The sequence below is a fragment of the Streptomyces cavernicola genome, from assembly GCF_029968035.1.
GTDB classification, from domain to species: domain Bacteria; phylum Actinomycetota; class Actinomycetes; order Streptomycetales; family Streptomycetaceae; genus Streptomyces; species Streptomyces cavernicola.
Genome location: NZ_JASCIQ010000001.1, coordinates 42,648 through 63,709, shown reverse-complemented (window position 1 = coordinate 63,709; position 21,062 = coordinate 42,648). Strand labels below are relative to the sequence as shown.

General features: G+C 69.0%; 19 protein-coding genes and 2 pseudogenes. 9 read left to right on the top strand and 12 right to left on the bottom strand.

The window, feature by feature from the left end:
- Nucleotides 1–21 precede the first annotated feature (21 nt).
- From QIS96_RS00285 to QIS96_RS00245, 9 genes and pseudogenes are all read left to right on the top strand, one after another.
- Nucleotides 22–945 carry a carbohydrate ABC transporter permease gene (locus tag QIS96_RS00285; RefSeq protein WP_408907087.1) on the top strand — a complete coding sequence of 308 codons (924 nt, stop codon included), beginning with the start codon at nt 22–24 and terminating at the stop codon, nt 943–945.
- Nucleotides 945–1,778, top strand: coding sequence for a carbohydrate ABC transporter permease (locus QIS96_RS00280; RefSeq protein ID WP_282540508.1), 834 nt, complete (start codon nt 945–947; stop codon nt 1,776–1,778). Before QIS96_RS00285 ends, QIS96_RS00280 begins: the two co-directional genes overlap by 1 nt.
- Nucleotides 1,778–3,118, top strand: a pseudogene (locus tag QIS96_RS00275) (ABC transporter substrate-binding protein). The gene QIS96_RS00280 and the pseudogene QIS96_RS00275 overlap by 1 nt, the downstream one beginning before the upstream one ends.
- Nucleotides 3,119–3,285: 167 nt before the next feature.
- Nucleotides 3,286–4,525: pseudogene (mgt, locus tag QIS96_RS00270) on the top strand (macrolide-inactivating glycosyltransferase).
- Between the two features lie 215 nt (nt 4,526–4,740).
- Nucleotides 4,741–5,808 carry a CDP-alcohol phosphatidyltransferase family protein gene (locus QIS96_RS00265; protein ID WP_282540242.1) on the top strand — a complete coding sequence of 356 codons (1,068 nt, stop codon included), beginning with the start codon at nt 4,741–4,743 and terminating at the stop codon, nt 5,806–5,808.
- A gap of 320 nt (nt 5,809–6,128) precedes the next feature.
- The gene (locus tag QIS96_RS00260; protein ID WP_282540241.1) at nt 6,129–7,337 is read left to right on the top strand and encodes a S8 family peptidase; all 1,209 of its coding nucleotides are present in this window, start codon (nt 6,129–6,131) and stop codon (nt 7,335–7,337) included.
- Nucleotides 7,338–7,742: 405 nt separating this feature from the next.
- Nucleotides 7,743–8,288, top strand: coding sequence for a DUF1697 domain-containing protein (locus QIS96_RS00255; protein WP_282540240.1), 546 nt, complete (start codon nt 7,743–7,745; stop codon nt 8,286–8,288).
- Nucleotides 8,281–8,664, top strand: coding sequence for a nuclear transport factor 2 family protein (locus tag QIS96_RS00250; protein WP_282540239.1), 384 nt, complete (start codon nt 8,281–8,283; stop codon nt 8,662–8,664). The genes QIS96_RS00255 and QIS96_RS00250 overlap by 8 nt, the downstream gene beginning before the upstream one ends.
- 677 nt (nt 8,665–9,341) lie before the next feature.
- Complete coding sequence (locus tag QIS96_RS00245) at nt 9,342–10,403, top strand: glycosyltransferase family 2 protein (protein ID WP_282540238.1); 1,062 nt, start codon at nt 9,342–9,344, stop codon at nt 10,401–10,403.
- A 62-nt stretch (nt 10,404–10,465) separates the two neighbouring features.
- Here QIS96_RS00245 and QIS96_RS00240 read toward each other — a convergent pair whose 3' ends face one another.
- The 12 genes from QIS96_RS00240 to QIS96_RS00190 all read right to left on the bottom strand — a co-directional run bounded on the left by QIS96_RS00240 (nt 10,466) and on the right by QIS96_RS00190 (nt 21,023).
- Complete coding sequence (locus tag QIS96_RS00240) at nt 10,466–11,323, bottom strand: sirohydrochlorin chelatase (RefSeq protein ID WP_282540237.1); 858 nt, start codon at nt 11,321–11,323, stop codon at nt 10,466–10,468.
- Between the two features lie 6 nt (nt 11,324–11,329).
- A complete protein-coding gene (locus QIS96_RS00235) occupies nt 11,330–12,250 on the bottom strand; it encodes an ABC transporter permease (protein ID WP_282540236.1) in 921 nt (306 codons plus the stop codon).
- On the bottom strand, nt 12,237–13,028 hold the full coding sequence (locus tag QIS96_RS00230; protein ID WP_282540235.1) for an ABC transporter ATP-binding protein: 792 nt from the start codon (nt 13,026–13,028) through the stop codon (nt 12,237–12,239). The genes QIS96_RS00235 and QIS96_RS00230 overlap by 14 nt, the downstream gene beginning before the upstream one ends.
- 36 nt (nt 13,029–13,064) lie before the next feature.
- Nucleotides 13,065–14,198 carry an ABC transporter substrate-binding protein gene (locus QIS96_RS00225; protein WP_408907086.1) on the bottom strand — a complete coding sequence of 378 codons (1,134 nt, stop codon included), beginning with the start codon at nt 14,196–14,198 and terminating at the stop codon, nt 13,065–13,067.
- Nucleotides 14,199–14,438: 240 nt separating this feature from the next.
- A complete protein-coding gene (locus QIS96_RS00220) occupies nt 14,439–15,824 on the bottom strand; it encodes a sulfate adenylyltransferase subunit 1 (protein WP_282540234.1) in 1,386 nt (461 codons plus the stop codon).
- Entirely contained in the window at nt 15,825–16,763 is a 939-nt protein-coding gene (gene cysD / locus QIS96_RS00215) for a sulfate adenylyltransferase subunit CysD (RefSeq protein ID WP_282540233.1), read from the bottom strand.
- Nucleotides 16,760–17,359 (bottom strand): adenylyl-sulfate kinase, encoded by a 600-nt coding sequence (gene cysC, locus QIS96_RS00210; RefSeq protein WP_408907085.1) that lies wholly within the window; start codon nt 17,357–17,359, stop codon nt 16,760–16,762. Before cysC ends, cysD begins: the two co-directional genes overlap by 4 nt.
- A complete protein-coding gene (locus tag QIS96_RS00205; protein ID WP_282540231.1) occupies nt 17,356–18,069 on the bottom strand; it encodes a phosphoadenylyl-sulfate reductase in 714 nt (237 codons plus the stop codon). The genes cysC and QIS96_RS00205 overlap by 4 nt, the downstream gene beginning before the upstream one ends.
- Entirely contained in the window at nt 18,066–18,281 is a 216-nt protein-coding gene (locus tag QIS96_RS00200) for a hypothetical protein (RefSeq protein ID WP_282540230.1), read from the bottom strand. Before QIS96_RS00200 ends, QIS96_RS00205 begins: the two co-directional genes overlap by 4 nt.
- A gap of 88 nt (nt 18,282–18,369) precedes the next feature.
- Entirely contained in the window at nt 18,370–20,067 is a 1,698-nt protein-coding gene (locus QIS96_RS00195) for a nitrite/sulfite reductase (protein WP_282540229.1), read from the bottom strand.
- A 148-nt stretch (nt 20,068–20,215) separates the two neighbouring features.
- Nucleotides 20,216–20,299: a putative leader peptide gene (locus tag QIS96_RS37785; RefSeq protein WP_408907098.1), complete on the bottom strand. Its 84-nt coding sequence runs from the start codon at nt 20,297–20,299 to the stop codon at nt 20,216–20,218.
- Nucleotides 20,300–20,459: 160 nt separating this feature from the next.
- A complete protein-coding gene (locus QIS96_RS00190; RefSeq protein WP_282540228.1) occupies nt 20,460–21,023 on the bottom strand; it encodes a GNAT family N-acetyltransferase in 564 nt (187 codons plus the stop codon).
- Between the last annotated feature and the right edge of the window lie 39 nt (nt 21,024–21,062).

Here is a 21,062-nt window from a genome sequence, read left to right as displayed (position 1 = left end):
CTGCCCGAAGGAGCCGATTCCGTGGCATTGGCGACCGCGACGAAGCGGTCAACGAAGCAGCAGCGCACACGCACACCGGGGGACCACGCTGCTTGGTTCCTGGTGCTGCCCGCGCTGATCCCCATTCTGGTTCTGAGCGTCGGCCCGCTGCTGTACGGCATCGCGCTGTCGTTCACCGACTCACAGTCCGGACGGACCGCCGCCACCCAGTGGGTGGGCGCCCTCAACTTCCAGGACCTGCTGCAGGACACCCTGTTCTGGGACTCGTTCCGGATCGGCCTGCTGTGGGCGGTCGGCGTCACCGTGCCGCAGTTCTTCCTGGCGCTCGGCCTGGCCCTGCTGCTCAACCAGAACCTCCGGTTCCGCTGGCTGGCGCGGGCGCTCGCGATCATCCCGTGGGCGATGCCGGAAGTCGTCGTCGGCATCATGTGGCGGCTCGTCTACCACCCCGACGCGGGCGTGCTCAACGAGACCCTCGCCAACCTCGGCCTCGGCGAAGGCCGGGACTGGCTGACGGGCACGGCCACCGCGCTGTTCGCAGTGATCGTCGTCGGCGTCTGGGCCGGCATGCCGCAGACGACGGTGGCGCTGCTCGCCGGACTGCAGAACACCCCGAGGGAGTTGCACGAGGCGGCTGCCATGGACGGAGCCGGCGCCTGGCGCCGCTTCCACACCGTCACCTGGCCGGCGATCAAACCCGTCGCCCTGTCCATCACGGCCCTCAACTTCATCTGGAACTTCAACTCCTTCGCCCTCGTGTACGTGCTCACGCAGGGAGGCCCCGGCGGTCGCACCCGGCTGCCCATGCTGTTCGCCTACGAAGAGGCCTTCCGCTACGGCCAGTTCGGCTATGCGGCGGCGATGGGCTGCGTGATGGTCGCGGTGATCTCGGTGATCCTCGCCTTCTATCTCGTGGGCCGTCTGAAGGGAGGCGACGAGGCATGATGCGTACGACGAAGTCGGCGCGCGCAGCGCAGTACGTGGCGCTCGCGGCGTATCTCGTCTTCCTGGCCTTCCCGTTCGCCTGGCTGATCTCCACGGCGTTCAAACCGGCGAAGGAACTGGGCAGCCTGGACCCCACGTGGATCCCGCACGACCCGACGCTGCAGAACTTCACGCAGGCCTTCGACGAGCAGCCGCTGCTGCAGGCGATGACGAACTCGCTGCTCGTGGCGGTCAGCACGGCGCTCGTCGCGGTCGTCATCGCGACGCCGATGGCGTACGTGATGGCGCGACACCGCAATCGACTCGCCAAGGCGGCCACCGGCTGGGTGGTGATCAGCCAGGCGTTCCCGTTCGTCCTGATCATCATCCCGCTGTTCCTGATCCTGAAGAACCTCTATCTGATCAACTCGCTGCTCGGTCTGATCATGGTGTACGTGGTGTGGGCGCTGCCGTTCGCACTGTGGATGCTCGTCGGCTATGTCCGCGCCGTGCCGCCCGAGTTGGAGGAGGCCGCGGCGGTGGACGGGGCGGGCAAGCTGCGCACGCTGGTCTCGGTGACCGCGCCGCTGCTCGCGCCCGGCATCGTGGCGACCGCGATGTTCGCCTTCATCACCGCATGGAACGAGTTCTTCTTCGCACTCGTCCTGCTCAAGACCCCGGAGAAGCAGACGTTGCCGGTCATCCTGAACCGCTTCATCGGCACCGAGGGCGTCGCCGACCTGGGACCGCTCGCCGCTGCCGCGTTCCTCGCGACCATCCCCTCGCTGGTCATCTTCGCGCTCATCCAGAAGCGCATCACCGGCGGCATGCTGGCCGGGGCGGTGAAGCACTGATGGCCCCCCGAATCCGCCTCCGCTCCCACCCCCGCTCCCGCCCGCGCGTGCGCGCCCGGCTCGTCGCCGCCGCGGCCACGGCGCTCGGGCTGCTGCTCACCGGCTGCTCAGGGGAGCCCGAGGAGGCCGGCGGCCGGATCACGCTGGAGTTCCAGTCCCTCGCGTGGCAGCAGGAGTCGATCGAAGCCAACAAGGAACTGGTGAAGGAGTGGAACGCCGCCCACCCCGACGTCCAGGTCAAGTACGTGCAGGGCAGTTGGGACAGCGTGCACGACCAGCTGCTCACGTCCTTCGAGGGCGGTGAGGCGCCCGACATCATCCACGACGCCTCGGACGACCTCGCGGACTTCGCGTACGGCGGCTACCTCGCGGACATGGAGGAGCTGCTGCCGGGCCGCCTGAAGTCGGACATCCCGCAGCGGAGTTGGGAGACGGCGACCTTCGGCGACGGGATCTACGGCGTGCCGTTCCTGCAGGAGCCGCGCGTCCTGATCGCCAACGCGAAGTGGCTGAAGTAGTCCGGTGTGCGCATCCCGACGCCGGACGAGCCGTGGAGCTGGCAGGAGTTCCGGAAGATCACGGACGAGCTGGGCGGCGGCGCAGGCGACGGCAAGTACGGAGTGGCCTGGCCGCTGAAGGAGCCGGTGTCGGCCACGCTGAATCTCTCTTTGTCGACAGGCGGCAAGGTCTTCCATCGGGGTGCCGACGGCAAGGTGGAGGTCCGCTTCGACGCCGCCGACCAGGTGATGCCGAAGACGGTGCACGATCAGGTCAACTCGGATGGGAGCGCGTCGAGTTCGACCCTGGGCATGGGCGGCTCGGACACGCTGCCGGGCTTCTTCGGCGGCAAGTACGCGATGGTGCCGCTCGGCTTCTCGTACCGGCAGCAGATCGTCCAGCAGGCGCCCGACGGCTTCGACTGGCAGGTGCTGCCCGCGCCCGCGGGGGCCGACGGGCTGACTCAGGGCGTGAGTCCGCAGACGCTGTCGATCGCGGAGGACAGCCCGCACAAGAAGGAGGCGATGGCGTTCATCGACTTCCTGCTGCAGCCGGAGAACATGGTGCGCCTTGCCCAGGGCGACTGGATGCTGCCGACGGGCACCGAGGCCCTGAAGGCCCCCGCCCTGCACACGAAGAAGAACGACTGGGCGACGGGGACGGCGCTCGCCGAGCATCTGCGTTCGGCCCCGGCCCAGTCGGTGCGCGGCTACCCGGAGTGGAAGGACAAGGTCGCGACGCCTGCTCTGCAGGAGTACTACAGCGGGGCGATCGGCATGGGCGAGCTGAGAAGACGGCTGGTCGAGGACGGGAATCTGGTCCTGGCCCGGTATCAGAGATAGGGGCGGCGACGGCTGCGAAGGGGCGCGTGCAGGCGGGCGGGCGCCTGCACGCTTGCTGGTGAAGTGCGGCGCGGCGTGCGGCGAGATGCTCGGTGCCGTGTTCCGGGTGCGGTGCGCGGCGAGACAGCCGCGAGCGCGTGCCGCGCATCGGGGCGACATAAAAACGATTGCACGAGACGTATCGTCTCGCATAGCTTGCTGGTCATGACCACTCCCCAGCGTGCCCATGTCGCCATGTTCTCCATCGCTGCCCACGGGCACGTGAACCCGAGCCTCGAAGTGATCCGCGAGCTCGTCGCCCGAGGGCACCGGGTCACGTACGCGATCCCGCACATCTTCGAGGAGAAAGTGGCCGAGACCGGTGCGGAACCCGTCCTCTACACCACGACCCTGCCCTCGCCGGACGACGATCCGGAGGCCTGGGGCACCACGCTGATCGACAACATCGAGCCGTTCTTCAAGGACGCGGTCCACGCGCTGCCGCAGCTCGCCAAGGCCTACGAGGGCGACGAGCCCGACCTCGTCCTGTACGACATCACGTCCTATCCGGCGCGGGTGCTCGCCCGGCGTTGGGGCGTACCGGAGATCTCCCTGTCGCCGAACCTGGTGGCGTGGGAGGGGTATCACGAGGAGGTGGGGGAGCCGCTGTACCGGGAGTTGAAGGCGACCGAGCGCGGTCAGGCGTACTTCGCGAACTTCGAGAGCTGGCTGCAGGGGAACGGCATCACGCAGGGGCATGACGCGTTCGTGGGCCGCCCGCCCCGTTCTCTCGTACTGATCCCCAAAGCGCTGCAGCCGAACGCCGATCGGGTCGACGAGATCGTCCACACGTTCGTCGGTGCATGTCAGGGAGACCGGTCCGCGCAGGGTGACTGGCAGCGGCCCGTCGAGGCCGAGAAGGTCGTCCTGGTCTCGCTCGGCTCCTCGTTCACCAAGCAGCCGGCGTTCTACCGGGAGTGCATCGAGGCGTTCGGCGACCTGCCGGGCTGGCACCTGGTGCTGCAGATCGGCCGGCACGTCGAAGAGAGCGAGCTCGGTGAGATCCCCGTCAACGTCGAAGTACACCGCTGGGTACCGCAGTTGGCGATCCTGAAGAAGGCCGACGCGTTCATCACCCATGCCGGAGCGGGCGGCAGTCAGGAAGGGCTGGCGACGGCGACGCCGATGGTGGCCGTGCCGCAGGCCGTCGACCAGCCGGGCAACGCCGACATGCTGCAGGGTCTCGGCGTCGCCCGGCACATCCCCACCGAGGAGGCCACGGCGGACGTGCTGCGGCAGGCCGTGCTCGAACTCGTCGCGGACCCGGAGGTGGCGCGTCGACTGCGGGCCATCCAGGAGCAGATGGCGACGGAGGGAGGGACCCGGCAGGCGGTCGACCTGATCGAGGCCGCGCTGCCCCGGAGGTAGCCCACGACGCTCGGTGGCGGGTGGAGGTGTCCAGGTGGCCTGAGACCTGGAGTTGTAACGCTCAGGTAACAGGCCTCTGGTCCACCAAGGGCATTGACTCGTCTGGAATCTACGACCCTTACCCCCGGGTAAAGGTTGTACGCGCGGCTTCTTGTGCCTTGGGCAACGACCTTCTTAGCGTGAAGTGAATTCCACTCGAACGCCGGGAAGTTGACATGCGCCGAGACATACCGCCTCTCTCAGAGGTACGCCGCATCACCGAGAAGAAGCGCGACGCCTGGTGGACGGTGCTGCTTGTCGACCCTGTCGCGACGCCGCTCGTGCGCCAGGCCGCGATGCGTACCCGGATCACCCCGAACCAGATCACATGGGGTGCGTTCCTGCTCGGCCTCGCGTCCGCCGCCTGCTTCGCGATGGCCGACTGGCGCTGGCTGATCGCTGGCGCCGTCGTCTATCACTTCAGCTTCATCCTCGACTGCATGGACGGCAAGGTCGCGCGCCTGACCGGTACCGGTTCGGTGTTCGGCGCCTGGCTGGACTTCGTCTTCGACCGGATCAGGGTCATGGTGTGCTCGGTGGCCCTGATGGCGGGCCAGTACCAGCGGACCGGCGAGACCATCTACATCTGGCTGTCCCTGGTGGTCATCGGCCTCGACACGCTTCGGTACATCAACTCCCTGGAGATCTTCAAGATCCGCCACTCCATGCGCAAGCAGATCAAGTCCCGCATGCGTGAGGCCCGACGGGCGGAGAACCAGGCGGAACTGGCCTTCATGGAAGACCTGTTGCGCGAGAACCCCGCAGCGGACATCGAGCAGGACCTGCAGGCGGCGCGCGGCGGGCTCGCGCAGCGCACTCTGCGGGAGAGCGTCGATGGTGCCGAAGGCGCCGACGGCGCGGCGGTGCAGCCCGCCGCTTCCCCTGCGGTCGAGTCTTCCGCTCCCCTCACGGTCGAGTCTTCCGCTTCCTCTGTAACCGGTTCCAAGGCCCAAGTCATCGACCTGCACCAGGAGTTCCGTCACCGCTTTCCGTGGTACCTGCGCTGCCGTTCGTATCTGCTGAGCAAGCGGATCCGTACGCACCTTGTGAGCGGGATCGAGTTCCAGATGGGCGTCTTCATGATCGGACCGCTCTTCGACGCGGTGATTCCGGCCACCATCATCTCCGGCGCGCTGCTGCTGGTCTTCGAACTCGCCATCATCTACAAGTTGTTGCTCTCCACTCGTGACTTCACGCGCACGCTCGACAGCTTTGAGCAGCGGAAGCTTGCCGCCGCTGCCTGACGGGTCCGAAATCCGTTCAGTGATCTGCTCGGATGTCGCCACTTCTGTCCCGATTTTCAAATGGCCTTTCCAGCCAAATGTTTCGGGCGGCCGGGAGGATCTCAGGGGTGCCCCTGAGGGCGCTCTGCGTTATGCGCAGAGCGCCCTATTTGTTATTACGGAACCTTGTTGAACAAGTCACAGCTGTATGTAGGTATTGATCTGCGCGCGTCAATCCGACAGGGTTTCGTCCCAACCCCCGGAGATCTTCCGGGTCTACGGGGGTTGAGGCAGTAACGCTTACCCCCCACAACCCCCACACCACGAGGAGATCCCTCTTCATGGCAACTCACAAGCGTGCTCGTTCCCTCAAGCTCACCGCGGCGATAGCCACCGCTGCGACCGCCGTGGGCGTCACCGTCTTCGCGACCTCGTTCGCGGGCGCCGCACCGGCGGCCGAGGGCAAGATCTACGGTGCCGACGCCAAGGGCGCCGTGGCCGGCAGCTACATCGTCATGCTCGACGAGAAGGCCAACAAGAGCAGCAAGACGGACCTCGCCAAGGAGTACGGCGGCAAGCTCAAGCGCAACTACGACTCGGCCGTCAACGGCTTCTCGGCTTCCGGCCTTTCGGAGACCGAGGCCAAGCGCCTGGCCGCCGACCCGTCCGTGTCGAAGGTCGTCCAGAACAAGAAGTTCACGATCAACGCGACCCAGGACAACCCGCCGTCCTGGGGTCTGGACCGCATCGACCAGGCCGACACCGAGGGCGACAAGAAGTACACGTACCCCGACGCCGCGGGTGAGGGCGTCACCGCGTACGTCATCGACACCGGTGTCCGCATCAGCCACAAGGACTTCGAGGGTCGCGCGGAGCACGGCTTCGACGCCGTCGACAACGACGACAGCGCCGATGACGGCAACGGCCACGGCACGCACGTCGCCGGCACCATCGCGGGCGCGTCCCACGGTGTCGCCAAGAAGGCCAAGATCGTCGCCGTCCGCGTCCTGGACGACAACGGCTCCGGCACCACCGAGGGCGTCGTCGCCGGCATCGACTGGGTCACCGAGAACCACCAGGGCCCGTCCGTCGCCAACATGAGTCTCGGCGGCGGCGCCGACGAGGCCCTCGACGAGGCCGTCCGCAAGTCCATCGCGGCCGGTGTCACCTACGGTGTCGCCGCGGGCAACGAGTCCTCGGACGCCGGCCAGGGCTCCCCGGCGCGTGTGAAGGAGGCCATCACGGTCGCCTCTTCCACCAACACCGACGAGCAGTCGGACTTCTCCAACTTCGGCGAGATCGTCGACATCTACGCTCCGGGCTCGGACATCACGTCCACCTGGAACACCGATGACGAGGCCACCAACACCATCTCCGGTACGTCGATGGCGACCCCGCACGTCGTGGGCGCCGCCGCCGTCTACCTTGGTGGCCACCAGGACGCCACGCCGGAGCAGGTCGCCACGGCCCTGACCGAGGGCGCCACGCCGGACAAGATCACCAACCCGAGCGAGGGCACGCCGAACAAGCTGCTCAAGGTCGTCGAGTAACACCTCCTCGAAGCGCCACTGGAAGTACCTCTCGAAGCAGCTCCAAGCACCTCTCGAAGCACCTTCTCGATGTGCTGACAGCCCCTCGGTCCGCCGTACTTGCCGTGCCGGCCGGGCCGAGGGAGCAGAGGCGAGTTCCGGCATCCGGCTCGCGGACGACCTCCCGAACCTGACGCCGAGGCCGAGCCTCACACTGCGGTGAAGGCTCCCGGGGCCTGCTTCCCCGGGCTCCGGGAGCCTTTCTCAGGACCGGCGGCCGTCGTGCCAACCCCCACGGGGCACGACGGCCGCCTTTCTGCGCGCGAGTTGAGCGTCCTTTCTCCGCGCGAGTTGAGCGTCCCTTCTCCGCGCGGGCTGAGCGCCGCCTTCGGCGAGACTTCTGGGGGCCTTGTCTAGGGTGTGGCCATGACGATGTATGCGGCGCTGCTCCGCGGGATCAATGTGGGCGGTCACAAGAAGGTCCCGATGGCAGAACTCCGCGCCCTTCTCACGGACTTGGGCTTCGAACGCGTACGCACACACCTGCAGAGCGGCAACGCCGTCTTCGACAGCGACCACGGGGACGAGGACTCTCTCGCCGCCGAGATCTCCACCGCGCTCGCGAAGCACTTCGGCTTCGCCGTCGACGTCCTGGTCCGCGACGGCGACTATCTGCGGGCCGTCGCCGAGGCCTGCCCCTACCCCGCCGACACCCTCGAAGCGAAGCAACTGCACGTCACCTACTTCTCGGAGTCAGTCCGGCCCGAACGGTTCGCCGCCGTGGACCCGTCGGCGTACGCGCCGGAGGACTTCAAGCTCGGCGACCGGGCGCTGTACCTCTACGCCCCGGAGGGACTCGGCCGTTCCAAGCTGGCCGACGCGCTGGCCCGGCCCTCGGTCCTGAAGGGCACCGTAGCCACCAGCCGGAACTGGAACACGGTCCTCAAACTTGTGGAGCTCACCGATGACTGAGACCTCGCCCGCAGTGCAGGCCGCGATCGAGGGGGAACTGCGCCTGCTCGCCCCCGAAGTGCGCAGCTCGCCGGAGCTCCTCGGCGAGCTGCTCCACCCCGAATTCTCGGAGATCGGCGCATCGGGGCGCTGCTGGGACCGCGCGGCGATCGTCGCTGCGCTCGCCGCGCAGCCGGAACCGGGGCACCGACCCATCACCACCTCCCGGATGCGGGGCGTCCAGCTTGCGGACGATCTGGTCCATCTGACTTTCGACACTGACGACAACGGGCGGACGGCGCACCGGAGTTCCTTGTGGAGGCTCACTCGAAAGGGTTGGCTCCTCTGGTTCCACCAGGGCACGCCGTTCGTCGATGAGCGGGGTGGGTCGGAGTAGGCCGCGGCGCCGCGAGCTCGTCCGCGCCGGCTCCCCCGCATCGTGCCGCCGACGAGTTATCCACAGGAATTCGTGATTCCGGATAGAAATCGCGATTCGGTCTAGCGTGAGCGATGCCTGGAACGGGAGCGGCCGACACTCGGCCCTCCCGACCTTCCACGCACGAAATTCACGCAGCACGAAATTCCTTACGGGGGTGAGGAGATGCACGGGGGCTTGCCGTTCATCGGCATCAGCACGCTTGTCTACGGCTTGGTCGGACTGGTCGTCGTCCTGGCAGCCGGCGTCGTCCGGATGCGAACGGGAGAGGCGGACGCCGACGTACGGGCGCGGAGGGCAGGGACGTTCGCGGAGGTGCCAGGCAACACAGCGCCGCCGACGCCCAGTTGGGCCACGACTGCAGATCGGCCGAGGTTTCGGTTCAGGTTCCGGCCACCCGGGTACCGGTCCGAGTCCCGGTCCAGCTCGCCATCGAGGAGGGCCACCGCGGGGACGCGGTCCCGGTCCCGGCCCCGAGGCAGCGGCACGGCCGGCTACGTGACGGTCAGCGGGGGCATGACGCGATGAGGGCGACCGAGACAACTACAGCCAGGACAAGGACAGCCAGGGCAACCGGAAAGCACCGGCGAGGCAACTCAGCGCCCGGCGGCCAGAGGCTTACGACCCGCTCTCCAGGCGTGACCGTCGTGGTGCCCGCGCACAACGAGGAAGCAGGACTGCCCGCAACGCTCGAATCGCTGGCCGCGCAGACGATGCAGCCGGAGCAGGTCATCGTGGTCGACGACGCCTCGGACGACCGCACGGGCGAGGTCGCCGCCGCGTACGGCGCCCGGGTCCTGCGCCCACCGCAGAACCAGGGCAGCAAGGCCAAAGCGCAGAACTATGCCCTGCCCTACTGCACAACGGAGTTGATCCTCGCGGTCGACGCGGACACGGTCCTCGCGCCGGACTACATCGAGCGCATCACGGCAGCCTTCGACGACCCCGACGTGGCGATCGCGGCCGGCAACGTCCAGACACGATTCACCCGCACCATCTGGGAGCGCGGGAGGTCGGTGGAGTATCTGTTCGGCTTCCACTGGCATCGACCCATCCAGCACGCGGCGGGCAGCCCCATGGTGTGCTCGGGCTGCTGCTCGATGTTCCGCTGGAGCGACCTGCAGACCACGCGAGGCTTCCCCGAACGCACCATCGTGGAGGACATGGACTTCACCTGGTCCCGGCAGATCGCGGGACGCCGCGCGGTCTACGTGAGCGATGCGGTCGCCTGGGCTGCCGATCCGGAGACGCTCACGTATCTGCGTAAGCAGGTCTGGCGGTGGATGGCGGGCTTCTGCCAGAACGTCCGGTTGCATCTGCCCAGGTTGACGAAGGCGAAGCCAATGCTGGCTCTGTGGGTGCTGCTAGCCCTGGCAGAGATCGTCACCGCCCCGCTGTGGCTGGCCACGCCGTTCCTGGTGGCCGCGTCAGGCACGCAGTCGTTCGCCGAGGCCTTCGCGTGGTGGCTGGGCGCGGAAACCCTGCTGACGTTGCCGCCGCTGGTCTACGCGGCACGCAGACGACGACTGCCCCTGCTCTCCGTGCTGCGGAACGTCCCGTGCGTGTACGCGACGAAGGCGGTCAACCTGGTCTACGCGTGGAAGGCGCTCGTCGTCGAACTGATCCTGGTCCCCCTGAAGTTGGCGAAGGGACTCACGATCTACGAGAAGGGGCGACCCGAGCTCGCAGCCCCCGCCTGAGAGCCGCCGGGCGAGATCGGCGAGGCCAGGCAGTGGCCGACGACGCCGGAGAGGGGCCTCCTCTAGGCCGACATCGCCACCACGACAGCCCTGGCCGAGCCCGGCACCGCCGCAGAGCCCGGCACCGTCGCGCCGTACGCCGAGACCGCAGCCGTCGCGTCGTACCGGGTCAGGAGGAGCCGCGCCAGTTCCGGTGCGGGGCCGAGGACATCCGCGAGGACGTCCGCGCCGGCCTCGCGAGCGCCGCGCGCGATCCGGTCGGGCAGGAAGCCGGGCGCGATGACGTACGGGGCCACCGCCACCCGGTGGACGCCCTCCGCGCGCAGCGCGCGTACGGCGTCCTCGGTGCGGGGCAGAGATGCGGAGGCGAACGCAGGCCGCACGGCACACCAACCGGTGCGCCGCCACTCCCGCGCGATTTCTGCGATCACTGCGATCGCCTCCGGGTCGGAGGAACCCGCCGAGGCCAGGACGACCCCGGTCGTGCTCTTGTCACCGGGCTCGAGGCCCGCTTCGTACAGCCGCTGCTCCAGGGCGTCGAGGAGCAGCGGGGAGGGGCCGAGCACCTCGGCCTGGCGGATCCGCAGCTGCGGCAGGCGGACGGTCGCCTCGTGCAGGACGGCGGGGATGTCGGCCTTGGCGTGAAAGGCGCGGGTGAGCAGCAGCGGCAGGGCCACCACGTCACGCACACCGTCGGCGGCGAGGCCTTCGAGGACCCCTGTCACGGAGGGGGCGTTGAAGTCCAGGAAGCCGGTCTCCACCCGGAGCTCGGGCCGCAGTGACCGCACGCGTCGCACCAGGGCGTGCACGGTCGCGGCGTGGCGCGGGTCCCTGCTGCCGTGGGCGACGACGAGCAGGACGGGCGCGGGCTCGCCCCGCAGTGAACGGGAGGGCTGCGGCGGAAGGCTCAGGTGGCGCATGACGGGTCAGCTCCTGCCGAGGAGACCGCGGCTGCGCAGCACGCGGCGCTCCAGGGGACTGAAGACGAGCAGGTCGATGGCGATGCCCACGATCAGGATGAGGAAGATGGCGAGGAACACCATGGACATGCTGCTGTTGGTGCGGCCGTTCTCCAGCAACTGGCCGAGGCCGATGCCGAGTTCGGGCGAGGACGCGATGATCTCGGCGGCCATGAGGGAGCGCCAGGAGAAGGCCCAGCCCTGCTTCAGACCGGCCAGGTATCCGGGCAGTGCCGCCGGCATCACGATGTGCCAGGTGCCGCGGGCCCCGGTGGCGCCGAGGGTGCGGCCGGCCCGCAGGAACAGCGGCGGCACCTGGTCGACGCCGGCGACCAGGCCGTTGGCGATGGACGGGACGGCGCCGAGCAGGATCACCGCGTACATCATCGAGTCGTTCAGGCCGAGCCACAGCACCGCGGGCGGCACCCACGCCACCGACGGCAGGGACTGCAGACCCGACAGGATCGGTCCGATCGCGGCGCGCACGAACCGCACCCGGGCCACGAGCAGACCGAGCGGCGTGCCGATGATGAGGGCGAGCAGGAAGCCGGAGATACCGCGCCAGAGGCTCGTCCAGATGTAGTCGAACAGCGTGCCCTGCAGCCAGGCCGTCCGGACCTCGGCCCACACGGCCGACGGCGACGGCAGCTTGTACGGGTCGACGACATGCGCCCAGGTCAGGGCCTGCCAGACCACCAGGACCAGAGCAATCGCGACGACCGGGGGAACGATCTTGTTGCGGAAGATTTCACTGCGCGGGGTGCGCGCGGTCACCGAGGTCTCCAGGGCGTCGAGCCCCGCCTCCAGGCCGGCGAGCCCGGACAGGCCGGCCGCGCCGTCCTGGTCCTTGGACGCGGAGGTCTCGGTGGAGGTCTTAGTGCTGGCCATGGCGGCGGATCTCCCCACGGAGTTGTTCGGTGATCTCGAGGGACAGCTCCGCGACGTCGGAGTCCTCGATACGGCGCGGCTGCGGGATGTCCACGGTCCACTCGCGGGCGATGCGCCCGGGGCGGGACGACAGCAGCACCACGCGCTGGGCGAGGCGGACCGCCTCGCGCACGTTGTGGGTCACGAAGAGTACGGAGAGGCCGGTCTCATGCCACAGCTGGGTCAGTTCGTCGTGCAGTACGTCACGGGTGATCGCGTCGAGTGCCGCGAACGGCTCGTCCATCAGGAGCAGTTGGCTGTCCTGGGCGAGCGCGCGGGCCAGCGCCACACGCTGGCGCATGCCGCCGGAAAGCTCGTGCACGCGCTTGCCGTAGGCGCCGGAGAGGCGGACCAGGCCGAGGAGTCGCTCCGCCTCGTCGCGCCGCTCGCTCTTGGGCACGCCGCGCAGGCGCAGGGCGAGTTCGACGTTCTTGCCCGCGGTGAGCCAGGGGAACAGGGCGTGTTCCTGGAACATCAGGGCGGGCCGACCGCCGGGCGTCTCGATGGAGCCGACGGTCGGGGCGTCGAGTCCCGCGACGAGGTTGAGCAGGGTGGACTTGCCACAGCCCGAGGCCCCCAGGAGCGTGACGAACTCGCCCGGAGCGACATCGAGGCTGATGTCGTCGAGCACGAGCTGCTGCGCGCCGGGCCGGCCGAAGGACTTGGACACGTGCTGGATACGAGCGGCGTGCGACACCGCTGTGCGGTCCTCGGCCTTGGTGAGGGTGCTGACGGCCATGATCGTCACCTCCTGGGAACGGTCGGGTTGCGGTGGCTAGTTGACGCCGAGGCCGGAGTCGTCGACGCCGGGCTGGCTCTCCTGCTGCAGCACCTTGTTGAGGAGCTCCAGGTCGTAGATGCCGTGCAGGTCGGGCTTCTCGAGGAGACCGGCCTTCACCGCGTGCCGCGCCTCGGTGTCGAGGGTGGCGGCCAGCGGGTCGTCGGTGAACTCGATGGACTTCCACGCCGGGTCGACGACCTTCGCGGGAAGCGCCTTGCCGGACTCCTGCGCCAGGCGGTCGTTGGCGGCGGCCTTGGCGGCGTCGGGGTTCTTCGCGATCCAGGCGTTGGTCTTCACCGTGCCGCGCAGGAAGGCCTCGACGACCTTCGGGTGCTCCTTGAGGAAGCTCTGCGACACGACGACGTTGGTGATCACGAACTGCTTGTCAGGCCACAGGTCCTTCTCGTCGAGCAGCACCTTCGCGCCCTCGGCGACCAGCTTGGACGCGGTCGGCTCGGGCACCCAGGCGCCGTCGACGGAGCCCGACTTGTAGGCGTCCGGCGTGATCTTGTTGTCGGTGCGGACGACGGACACGTCGCCCTTGCCGCTCTGCGAGTCGACCTTCCAGCCCTGCTCGGCGATCCAGTTGAGGAACGCCACGTCCTGGGTGTTGCCCAGCTGAGGCGTGGCGATCTTCTTGCCCTTGACGTCCTCGACGGACTGGATCTTGTCGGGGTTCACCACGAGCTTCACGCCACCGGAAGCCGAGCCGGAGATGATGCGCAGCCCCTTGCCCGCCGACTTGGTGTAGCCGTTGATCGCCGGGGAAGGGCCGATGAAGCCGATGTCGATCGACTTGGAGACCAGCGCCTCGATCTCGGACGGACCGGCGTTGAACGCGGACGGCTTGATCTGCGTGCCGCCCAACTCCTTCTGCAGGATGCCCTTCTCCAGGCCGACGAGCGCCGTTCCGTGTGTGAGGTTCGGGAAGTACCCGACCTTCACATCGGAGAGGCCGTCGATCGGCTTGCCCTTGGCGACGTTCTGCGGGTCGTCCTTGGCCTGCGAGCCGTAGCCGCAGGACGTGGCGGCGAAGGCGAGGAGCGGCAGGACGACGGCCGCGGTGATCGTGCGCCGCAGTGCGCGCGAACCCCGACGCGCAGTATCGGTCGGGCGGTTGGCAGGCACGGGAGGTGGTCCTCTCGTCGGCCCGGCCCTCACGTCCCCCGAGGAACGGTGGGGGCGCAGGCCGGGAAATCGGCAGGTCTTCGTCGCGGGGACGAGGTGTGCTGGGCGTGCAGCGGGGCGCGCATGCGGTGCGCGTACGTCATCGCGCACATCGCGCGACACCGCCCGAGCCCGCGCCGAGGGCGCCGCTGCCGATGCGGCCGCCCTCCTTCGCGAACGTCGCGAACACGTCGGTACGCATCAGAAGTCCCAGCCCTCGTCGTCCACTTCGGCGCTGGGCACGGTCTTCGAGGCGAACGAGTCGCCCGCCATGCCGGCGGCGAGCGTAGTGCCGTCGGCCGGGTCGATCAGCAGGAACGAACCGGTGCGGCGCGAGTCCTCGTACGAGTCGAGGGCGAGCGGCTCGGCGGTGCGGACGCGGACCTGGCCGATGTCGTTGGCGACGAGCTCGCCCGGCTCTGGGTGCTGCGACAGGTCGTCGAGGGTCAGCCGCGAGGGGATCTCCTTGACGATAGCCTTGACCGTGCGGGTGGTGTGCTTGAGCAGTACCCGCTGGCCCACCGTGAGCGGGGTGTCGGCCACGTGGCAGACGGTCGCCTCGATGTCCTGGCTGGTCGCCGGGGCGTCCCCGGACGGCACGAGCAGATCGCCGCGGGAGATGTCGATGTCGTCCTCGAGGATCAGCGTCACCGACTGCGGCGTCCACGCCACATCAACAGGCTTGCCGAGCAGGTCGATCCCGCTGATCTTGGACGTCCGGCCCGAGGGCAGCACGGTCACCGACTCGCCGACGCGGAACGTGCCCGCGGCGATCTGGCCCGCGTAGCCGCGGTAGTCGGGGTGCTCGGCGGTCTGCGGCCGGATCACGTACTGGACGGGGAACCGCGCGTGGCAGGTCGCCAGGTCGTGGCTGACCGGCACCGTCTCCAGGTGCTCAAGAACCGTCGGCCCGCCGTACCAGTCCATGTTGGCGGACGGCTCCACCACGTTGTCGCCGGCGAGCGCGGAGATCGGGATGGCGGTGATCTCCGGGACGCCCAACTCGGAGGCGTAGGTGGTGAATTCCTCGGCGATCTTCGCGAAGACAGGCTCGGCGTAATCGACGAGGTCCATCTTGTTCACCGCGAGCACCACGTGCGGCACACGGAGGAGCGCGGCCAGGGCGGCGTGCCGCCGGGTCTGCTCGACGACACCGTTGCGGGCGTCGACGAGGATCACGGTCAGCTCGGCGGTGGAGGCGCCGGTGACCATGTTCCGCGTGTACTGCACGTGCCCGGGGGTGTCGGCGAGGATGAACCGCCGCCGGGGCGTGGCGAAGTATCGGTAGGCCACGTCGATCGTGATGCCCTGCTCCCGCTCGGCGCGCAGGCCGTCGGTGAGCAGCGCCAGGTCGGGCTCGGCCGCGCCGCGGTTGCGGGAGGCGAGCTCCACGGCCTCCAGCTGGTCGGTGAGGACCGACTTGGAGTCGTGCAGAAGGCGCCCGACGAGGGTGGACTTGCCGTCGTCGACGGAACCGGCCGTCGCGAAGCGCAGCAGGGTCGTCGCCGACAGGTCGGCCAGGCCGCCCAACTGCGCCACGTCAGCCGCGTTGTCCGCAGGGCCGGCGTTTTCGGCGTGCGTGCTCATTTAGAAGTACCCCTCGCGCTTGCGGTCTTCCATCGCGGCCTCGGACATCTTGTCGTCGGCGCGCGTGGCGCCCCGCTCGGTGAGCCGGGACGCGGCGATCTCGGTGATCACGGCCTGCAGAGTCGTGGCGTCGGAGTCGACGGCGCCGGTGCAGGACATGTCGCCGACCGTGCGGTAGCGCACCTGGCGCTTCTCGACCGGCTCGTCCTCGCGCGGGCCGCCCCACTCGCCTGCGGTCAGCCACATTCCGGAGCGCCGGAACACCTCACGCTCGTGCGCGAAGTAGATCTCCGGCAGCTCGATCTGCTCGCGGGCGATGTACTGCCACACGTCCAGCTCGGTCCAGTTGGACAGCGGGAAGACCCGGACGTGCTCGCCGGGGGCGTGCCGGCCGTTGTAGAGCTGCCACAGCTCGGGGCGCTGCCGGCGCGGGTCCCACTGGGAGAACTCGTCGCGCAGCGAGAACACCCGCTCCTTGGCGCGGGCCTTCTCCTCGTCGCGGCGACCACCGCCGAAGACGGCGTCGAAGCGGTGCTGCTGGATGGCCTCGGTCAGCGGCACGGTCTGCAGCGGGTTGCGGGTGCCGTCGGGGCGCTCGCGCAGCTTGCCCGCGTCGATGTACTCCTGCACGGACGCGACGTGCAGCCGAAGCCCGTGCTGGGCGACGACACGGTCGCGGTAGTCGAGGACCTCGGGGAAGTTGTGCCCGGTGTCCACGTGGAGCAGCGAGAAGGGGACGGTCGCGGGGGCGAAGGCCTTCAGCGCCAGGTGCAGCATGACGATCGAGTCCTTGCCGCCGGAGAAGAGGATCACCGGCCGCTCGAACTCACCCGCCACCTCGCGGAAGATGTGCACGGCCTCGGACTCGAGGGCGTCCAGGTGGCTGAGGGCGTACGGGCTGTCGGTCTCCTCCGACAGGGAGGTTGCGGTGGTCGTCATGCCAGACCCCTTTCCGTGAGCAGCGCATGCAGCGCCGCCGCTGACTCCTGCACGGTCTGCTGGTGCGACTCGATCCGCAGATCCGGCGACTCGGGCTGTTCGTACGGGTCGTCGACACCGGTCAGGCCGGACAGCTCACCGGCGGCCTGCTTGGCGTACAGCCCCTTCACGTCCCGCTCCGAGCACACCTCGACGGGAGTGGCGACATGCACCTCGACATACGCGGTGCCCTCGCCCTGGTGGCGCTTGCGCACCGCCTCGCGGCTGTCGGTGTACGGGGCGATGACGGGCACGAGGGCCTTCACGCCGTTGGACGCGAGCAGTTCGGCGACGAAGCCGATGCGCTGCACGTTGGTGTGCCGGTCCTCGCGGCTGAAGCCGAGGCCCGCGGAGAGGAACTCGCGGATCTCGTCGCCGTCGAGCACCTCGACGGCGTGGCCCTCGGTGCGCAGACGGCCCGCCAACTCGTGGGCGATGGTGGTCTTTCCGGCGCTCGGCAGACCGGTGAGCCAGATGGTGGCCCCGGTCGTGGCGGGCGCGGCGGTGGCAGCGGGGGCTGCGCCGGCGGTCACGTTGGTCTCCTGGTTGTCGGTCATCCGTGCAGCCCGCATTCCGTCTTGTTGCGGCCGGCCCAACGGCCGGAGCGGGCGTCCGCGCCCTCCGCCACGCGGCGGGTGCAGGGGGCGCAGCCGATGGACGGGTAGCCGTCCATGAGCAGCGGGTTGGTGAGTACGCCGTGTTCGGCCACGTAGGCGTCCACGTCGTCCTGGGTCCAGCGGGCGATCGGCGCGATCTTGACCTTCTGGCGCTTCTCGTCCCAGCCGACGACCGGGGTGTTCGCGCGGGTCGGCGACTCGTCCCGGCGCAGTCCGGTGGCCCAGGCCTCGTAGTCGGCCAGGCCCTCTTCGAGGGGCTTGACCTTGCGCAGCGCGCAGCACAGGTCGGGGTCGCGGTCGTGCAGCTTCGGCCCGTACTCCGCGTCCTGCTCGGCGACGGTCTGGCGGGGCGTGAGCGTGATCAGGTTGACGTCGAGGACGGCGTCCACGGCGTCGGCGGTGCCCAGGGTCTCCGGGAAGTGGTAGCCGGTGTCGAGGAACACCACGTCCACGCCGGGCATGGCGCGCGAGGCGAGGTGGGCGACCACCGCGTCCTCCATCGACGAGGTCACGCAGAACCGCTTGCCGAAGGTGTGCGCGGCCCACCCGAGGATCTCGAGCGGGGAGGCGTCCTCCAGCTCACGGCCGGCCCGCTCGGCGAGCTCCCTGAGTTCGTCGGCGGTACGTCGCTGAGTCTGAGCAGTCGTCATATCTCGTCCCCTCCACCGTCGTTGTGCGTGCGGCTGTCCTGTTGCGCGAGGCTGTCCTGTTGTGTGAGACCCCGGGTGAGCAGCCCCAGGAACTTCACCTGGAAGGCCCGGTTGCAGGACGCGCACTCCCACGCGCCCGGTCCGGACTCGTGCGGGCGCAGATCCTCGTCGCCGCAGTACGGGCAGTAGAACGGCGCGGCGCGCTCGCTCACGGTGTCTCCTTGTTCGCTTCTCCGCCCACGCGGCGCAGAGGTGCGGGATTCGTCGTCGGGCGCAGCCCGGCGGCCGCGTGTGCGTCGCTCACTTGAGGGCCTCCTCGGAGGCGCGCGCGGTCCAGGTGGCGAAGCGCTCGCCGTCCTCGCGCTCCGCCTGGAAGCGCTTGACGACCCGCTCGATGTACTCGGGCAGTTCGTCGGCGGTCACCTTCAGGCCGCGGACCTTGCGGCCGAAGCCGGCCTCGAGGCCGAGCGCGCCGCCGAGGTGCACCTGGTAGCCCTCGACCTGCTCACCCTGGTCGTTGAGCATGAGCTGGCCCTTGAGGCCGATGTCGGCGACCTGGATACGGGCGCAGGCGTTGGGGCAGCCGTTGATGTTGATGGTGATCGGCTCGTCGAAGTCCGGTACGCGGCGCTCCAGTTCGTCGATGAGCTGGGAGCCGCGGGCCTTGGTCTCGACGATGGCGAGCTTGCAGAACTCGATGCCGGTGCAGGCCATGGTGCCGCGCCGGAACGCTGAGGGGCGCACGGTCAGGTCGAGGGCTTCGAGCGCCTCGGCCAGCGGCTTGACCTGCTCCTCGTCCACGTCGAGCACGATCATCTTCTGCTCGACGGTGGTGCGCAGGCGGCCGGAGCCGTGGGCCTCGGCGATCTCCGCGATCTTGGTGAGCGTCGCGCCGTCGACCCGGCCCACGCGCGGCGCGAAGCCGACGTAGAACTTGCCGTCCTGCTGGCGGTGCACGCCGACGTGGTCGCGCCACTTGGCCACGGGCTGGGCGGGCGCGGGGCCGTCGATCAACTCCCGCTTCAGGTACTCGTCCTGAAGGACCTGGCGGAACTTCTCGGTGCCCCAGTCGGCGAGGAGGAACTTCAGGCGGGCGCGGGTGCGCAGACGGCGGTAGCCGTAGTCGCGGAAGATCGAGATGACGCCCTCGAAGACCTCCGGGACCTCGTCGAGGGGCACCCAGGCGCCGAGCCGCTGGCCGATCTTCGGGTTGGTGGAGAGGCCACCGCCCACCCAGAGGTCGAACCCGGGCCCGTGCTCGGGGTGCTCGACGCCGACGAAGGCCACGTCGTTGATCTCGTGCGCCACGTCGAGGAGCGGCGAGCCGGAGATCGCGGACTTGAACTTGCGCGGCAGGTTGGAGAAGGCCGGGTTGCCGATGACGCGGCGGTGGATCTCCTCGATGGCGGGCGTGCCGTCGATGATCTCGTCCTCGGCGATGCCCGCGACGGGCGAGCCGATGATCACGCGCGGGGTGTCACCGCAGGCCTCGGTGGTGGACAGGCCGACCTCTTCGAGGCGACGCCAGATCTCCGGCACGTCCTCGATGCGGATCCAGTGGTACTGGATGTTCTGCCGGTCGGTGATGTCGGCGGTGCCGCGGGCGAACTCCTCGGAGATCTCGCCGATCACGCGCAGCTGCTGCGTGGTGAGGCGGCCGCCGTCGATGCGCACGCGCAGCATGAAGTACTTGTCGTCCAGCTCCTCCGGCTCCAGGACCGCGGTCTTGCCGCCGTCGATCCCGGGCTTGCGCTGGGTGTAGAGGCCCCACCAACGCATGCGGCCCCGAAGGTCGTTGGGGTCGATGGAGTCGAAGCCACGCTTGGAGTAGATCGTCTCAATGCGTGTCCGCACATTGAGACCGTCGTCGTCCTTCTTGAACTGCTCGTTGCCGTTGAGCGGGGTGAAGTGCCCCACGGCCCACTGGCCCTCACCACGGTGACGGCTCGCCTTGCGTCGGGGCGCTGCTGAGACGGGCTTCTCAGGGGTTGCGGCCATGGTTGCTACGTCCTTCGGGACTACGGGAAAGCGGCTCTGACCAGCGCATACGGGCATGCGGGCGGCGCATTTCGACGGATGCGCGCGCCCTTGCGCGTAAGGGGTGGTGTCAGATCAGGAAAAGGGAAAGCGGCGTTGTGCTGAGAGCTCAGCGCGGCAGACAGATCGCGCTGGACATGCGGCCGAGGTCGACGTGCCGCCGACTCACCAAGGCAATTCCAGCTCGAGACATGACGGAAGCGTTGCATGGGCCTTTAGACCCAGTCCAGCTACGTCCGTTATTTGGACGAGATCGTCTCGTATCGCGGACTATTGTGGCCTGGGTCACTCGACGGGGTTCATCGCCGCTCGGCGGGGCGAGCGACCCAGGCGCAGTAAAGGGGAGGAAGCGGTCAGGCTCCGGGCCACGGGCCGGGCGTCTCGACGGCCGGCTCCTCGTCGACCTTCGTGTCGAAGAGGCGGAAGCCGCGCCGCTGGTAGTTGGCCATCGCGTGCTCGCCGTCCTTGCTGCAGGTGTGCAGCCAGACCCGCTTCGTCGCCGGCAGCTCCGGCCAGCGCTCGGCCAGATCCCAGGCGCGGGCGGTGGCGTACGAGAGCAGATGGCCGCCGATGCGGCGGCCGCGGAAGGCCGGGATCAGGCCGAAGTAGACGATCTCCACGGATCCCTCGTCCTGTGCCTGCAACTCCACATATCCGGCGGGAGTGCCCCGGTCGTACGCGACCCAGGTCTCGGTGCCGGGCCGGTCGAGCTCCTCCTGCCACTGCGCATAGGTGAGGGAGAGCCGGTCGGTCCAGAGGATGTCGCCGCCGACCGCGGTGTAGAGGAAGCGGCTGAACTCCGGCGACGGGACCTCGGCGCGCACGATGCGCACATCGCCGTCCGGCTCGGCGGCCGGGGCGAGGTCGTCGGGGGAGGTCTGCTCCAGGGACCAGGTGGTCACGGTGATGGTGCTCATGGGGTCAGGGAATCACGGGCGTCTGCGGCGGCCAAGGCC

Excerpts from the sequence above, each read along its gene's own strand:
- QIS96_RS00220 (WP_282540234.1), bottom strand. The coding sequence starts at position 15,824 with ATGAGCACGCACGCCGAAAACGCCGGCCCTGCGGACAACGCGGCTGAC.
- cysD (WP_282540233.1), bottom strand. The coding sequence starts at position 16,763 with ATGACGACCACCGCAACCTCCCTGTCGGAGGAGACCGACAGCCCGTAC.
- QIS96_RS00250 (WP_282540239.1), top strand. The coding sequence starts at position 8,281 with ATGACTGAGACCTCGCCCGCAGTGCAGGCCGCGATCGAGGGGGAACTG.
- QIS96_RS00195 (WP_282540229.1), bottom strand. The coding sequence starts at position 20,067 with ATGGCCGCAACCCCTGAGAAGCCCGTCTCAGCAGCGCCCCGACGCAAG.
- QIS96_RS00255 (WP_282540240.1), top strand. The coding sequence starts at position 7,743 with ATGACGATGTATGCGGCGCTGCTCCGCGGGATCAATGTGGGCGGTCAC.
- QIS96_RS37785 (WP_408907098.1), bottom strand. The coding sequence starts at position 20,299 with ATGTCTCGAGCTGGAATTGCCTTGGTGAGTCGGCGGCACGTCGACCTC.
- QIS96_RS00230 (WP_282540235.1), bottom strand. The coding sequence starts at position 13,028 with ATGGCCGTCAGCACCCTCACCAAGGCCGAGGACCGCACAGCGGTGTCG.
- QIS96_RS00240 (WP_282540237.1), bottom strand. The coding sequence starts at position 11,323 with ATGCGCCACCTGAGCCTTCCGCCGCAGCCCTCCCGTTCACTGCGGGGC.
- QIS96_RS00260 (WP_282540241.1), top strand. The coding sequence starts at position 6,129 with ATGGCAACTCACAAGCGTGCTCGTTCCCTCAAGCTCACCGCGGCGATA.
- QIS96_RS00190 (WP_282540228.1), bottom strand. The coding sequence starts at position 21,023 with ATGAGCACCATCACCGTGACCACCTGGTCCCTGGAGCAGACCTCCCCC.
- cysC (WP_408907085.1), bottom strand. The coding sequence starts at position 17,359 with ATGACCGACAACCAGGAGACCAACGTGACCGCCGGCGCAGCCCCCGCT.
- QIS96_RS00205 (WP_282540231.1), bottom strand. The coding sequence starts at position 18,069 with ATGACGACTGCTCAGACTCAGCGACGTACCGCCGACGAACTCAGGGAG.
- QIS96_RS00235 (WP_282540236.1), bottom strand. The coding sequence starts at position 12,250 with ATGGCCAGCACTAAGACCTCCACCGAGACCTCCGCGTCCAAGGACCAG.
- QIS96_RS00265 (WP_282540242.1), top strand. The coding sequence starts at position 4,741 with ATGCGCCGAGACATACCGCCTCTCTCAGAGGTACGCCGCATCACCGAG.
- QIS96_RS00280 (WP_282540508.1), top strand. The coding sequence starts at position 945 with ATGCGTACGACGAAGTCGGCGCGCGCAGCGCAGTACGTGGCGCTCGCG.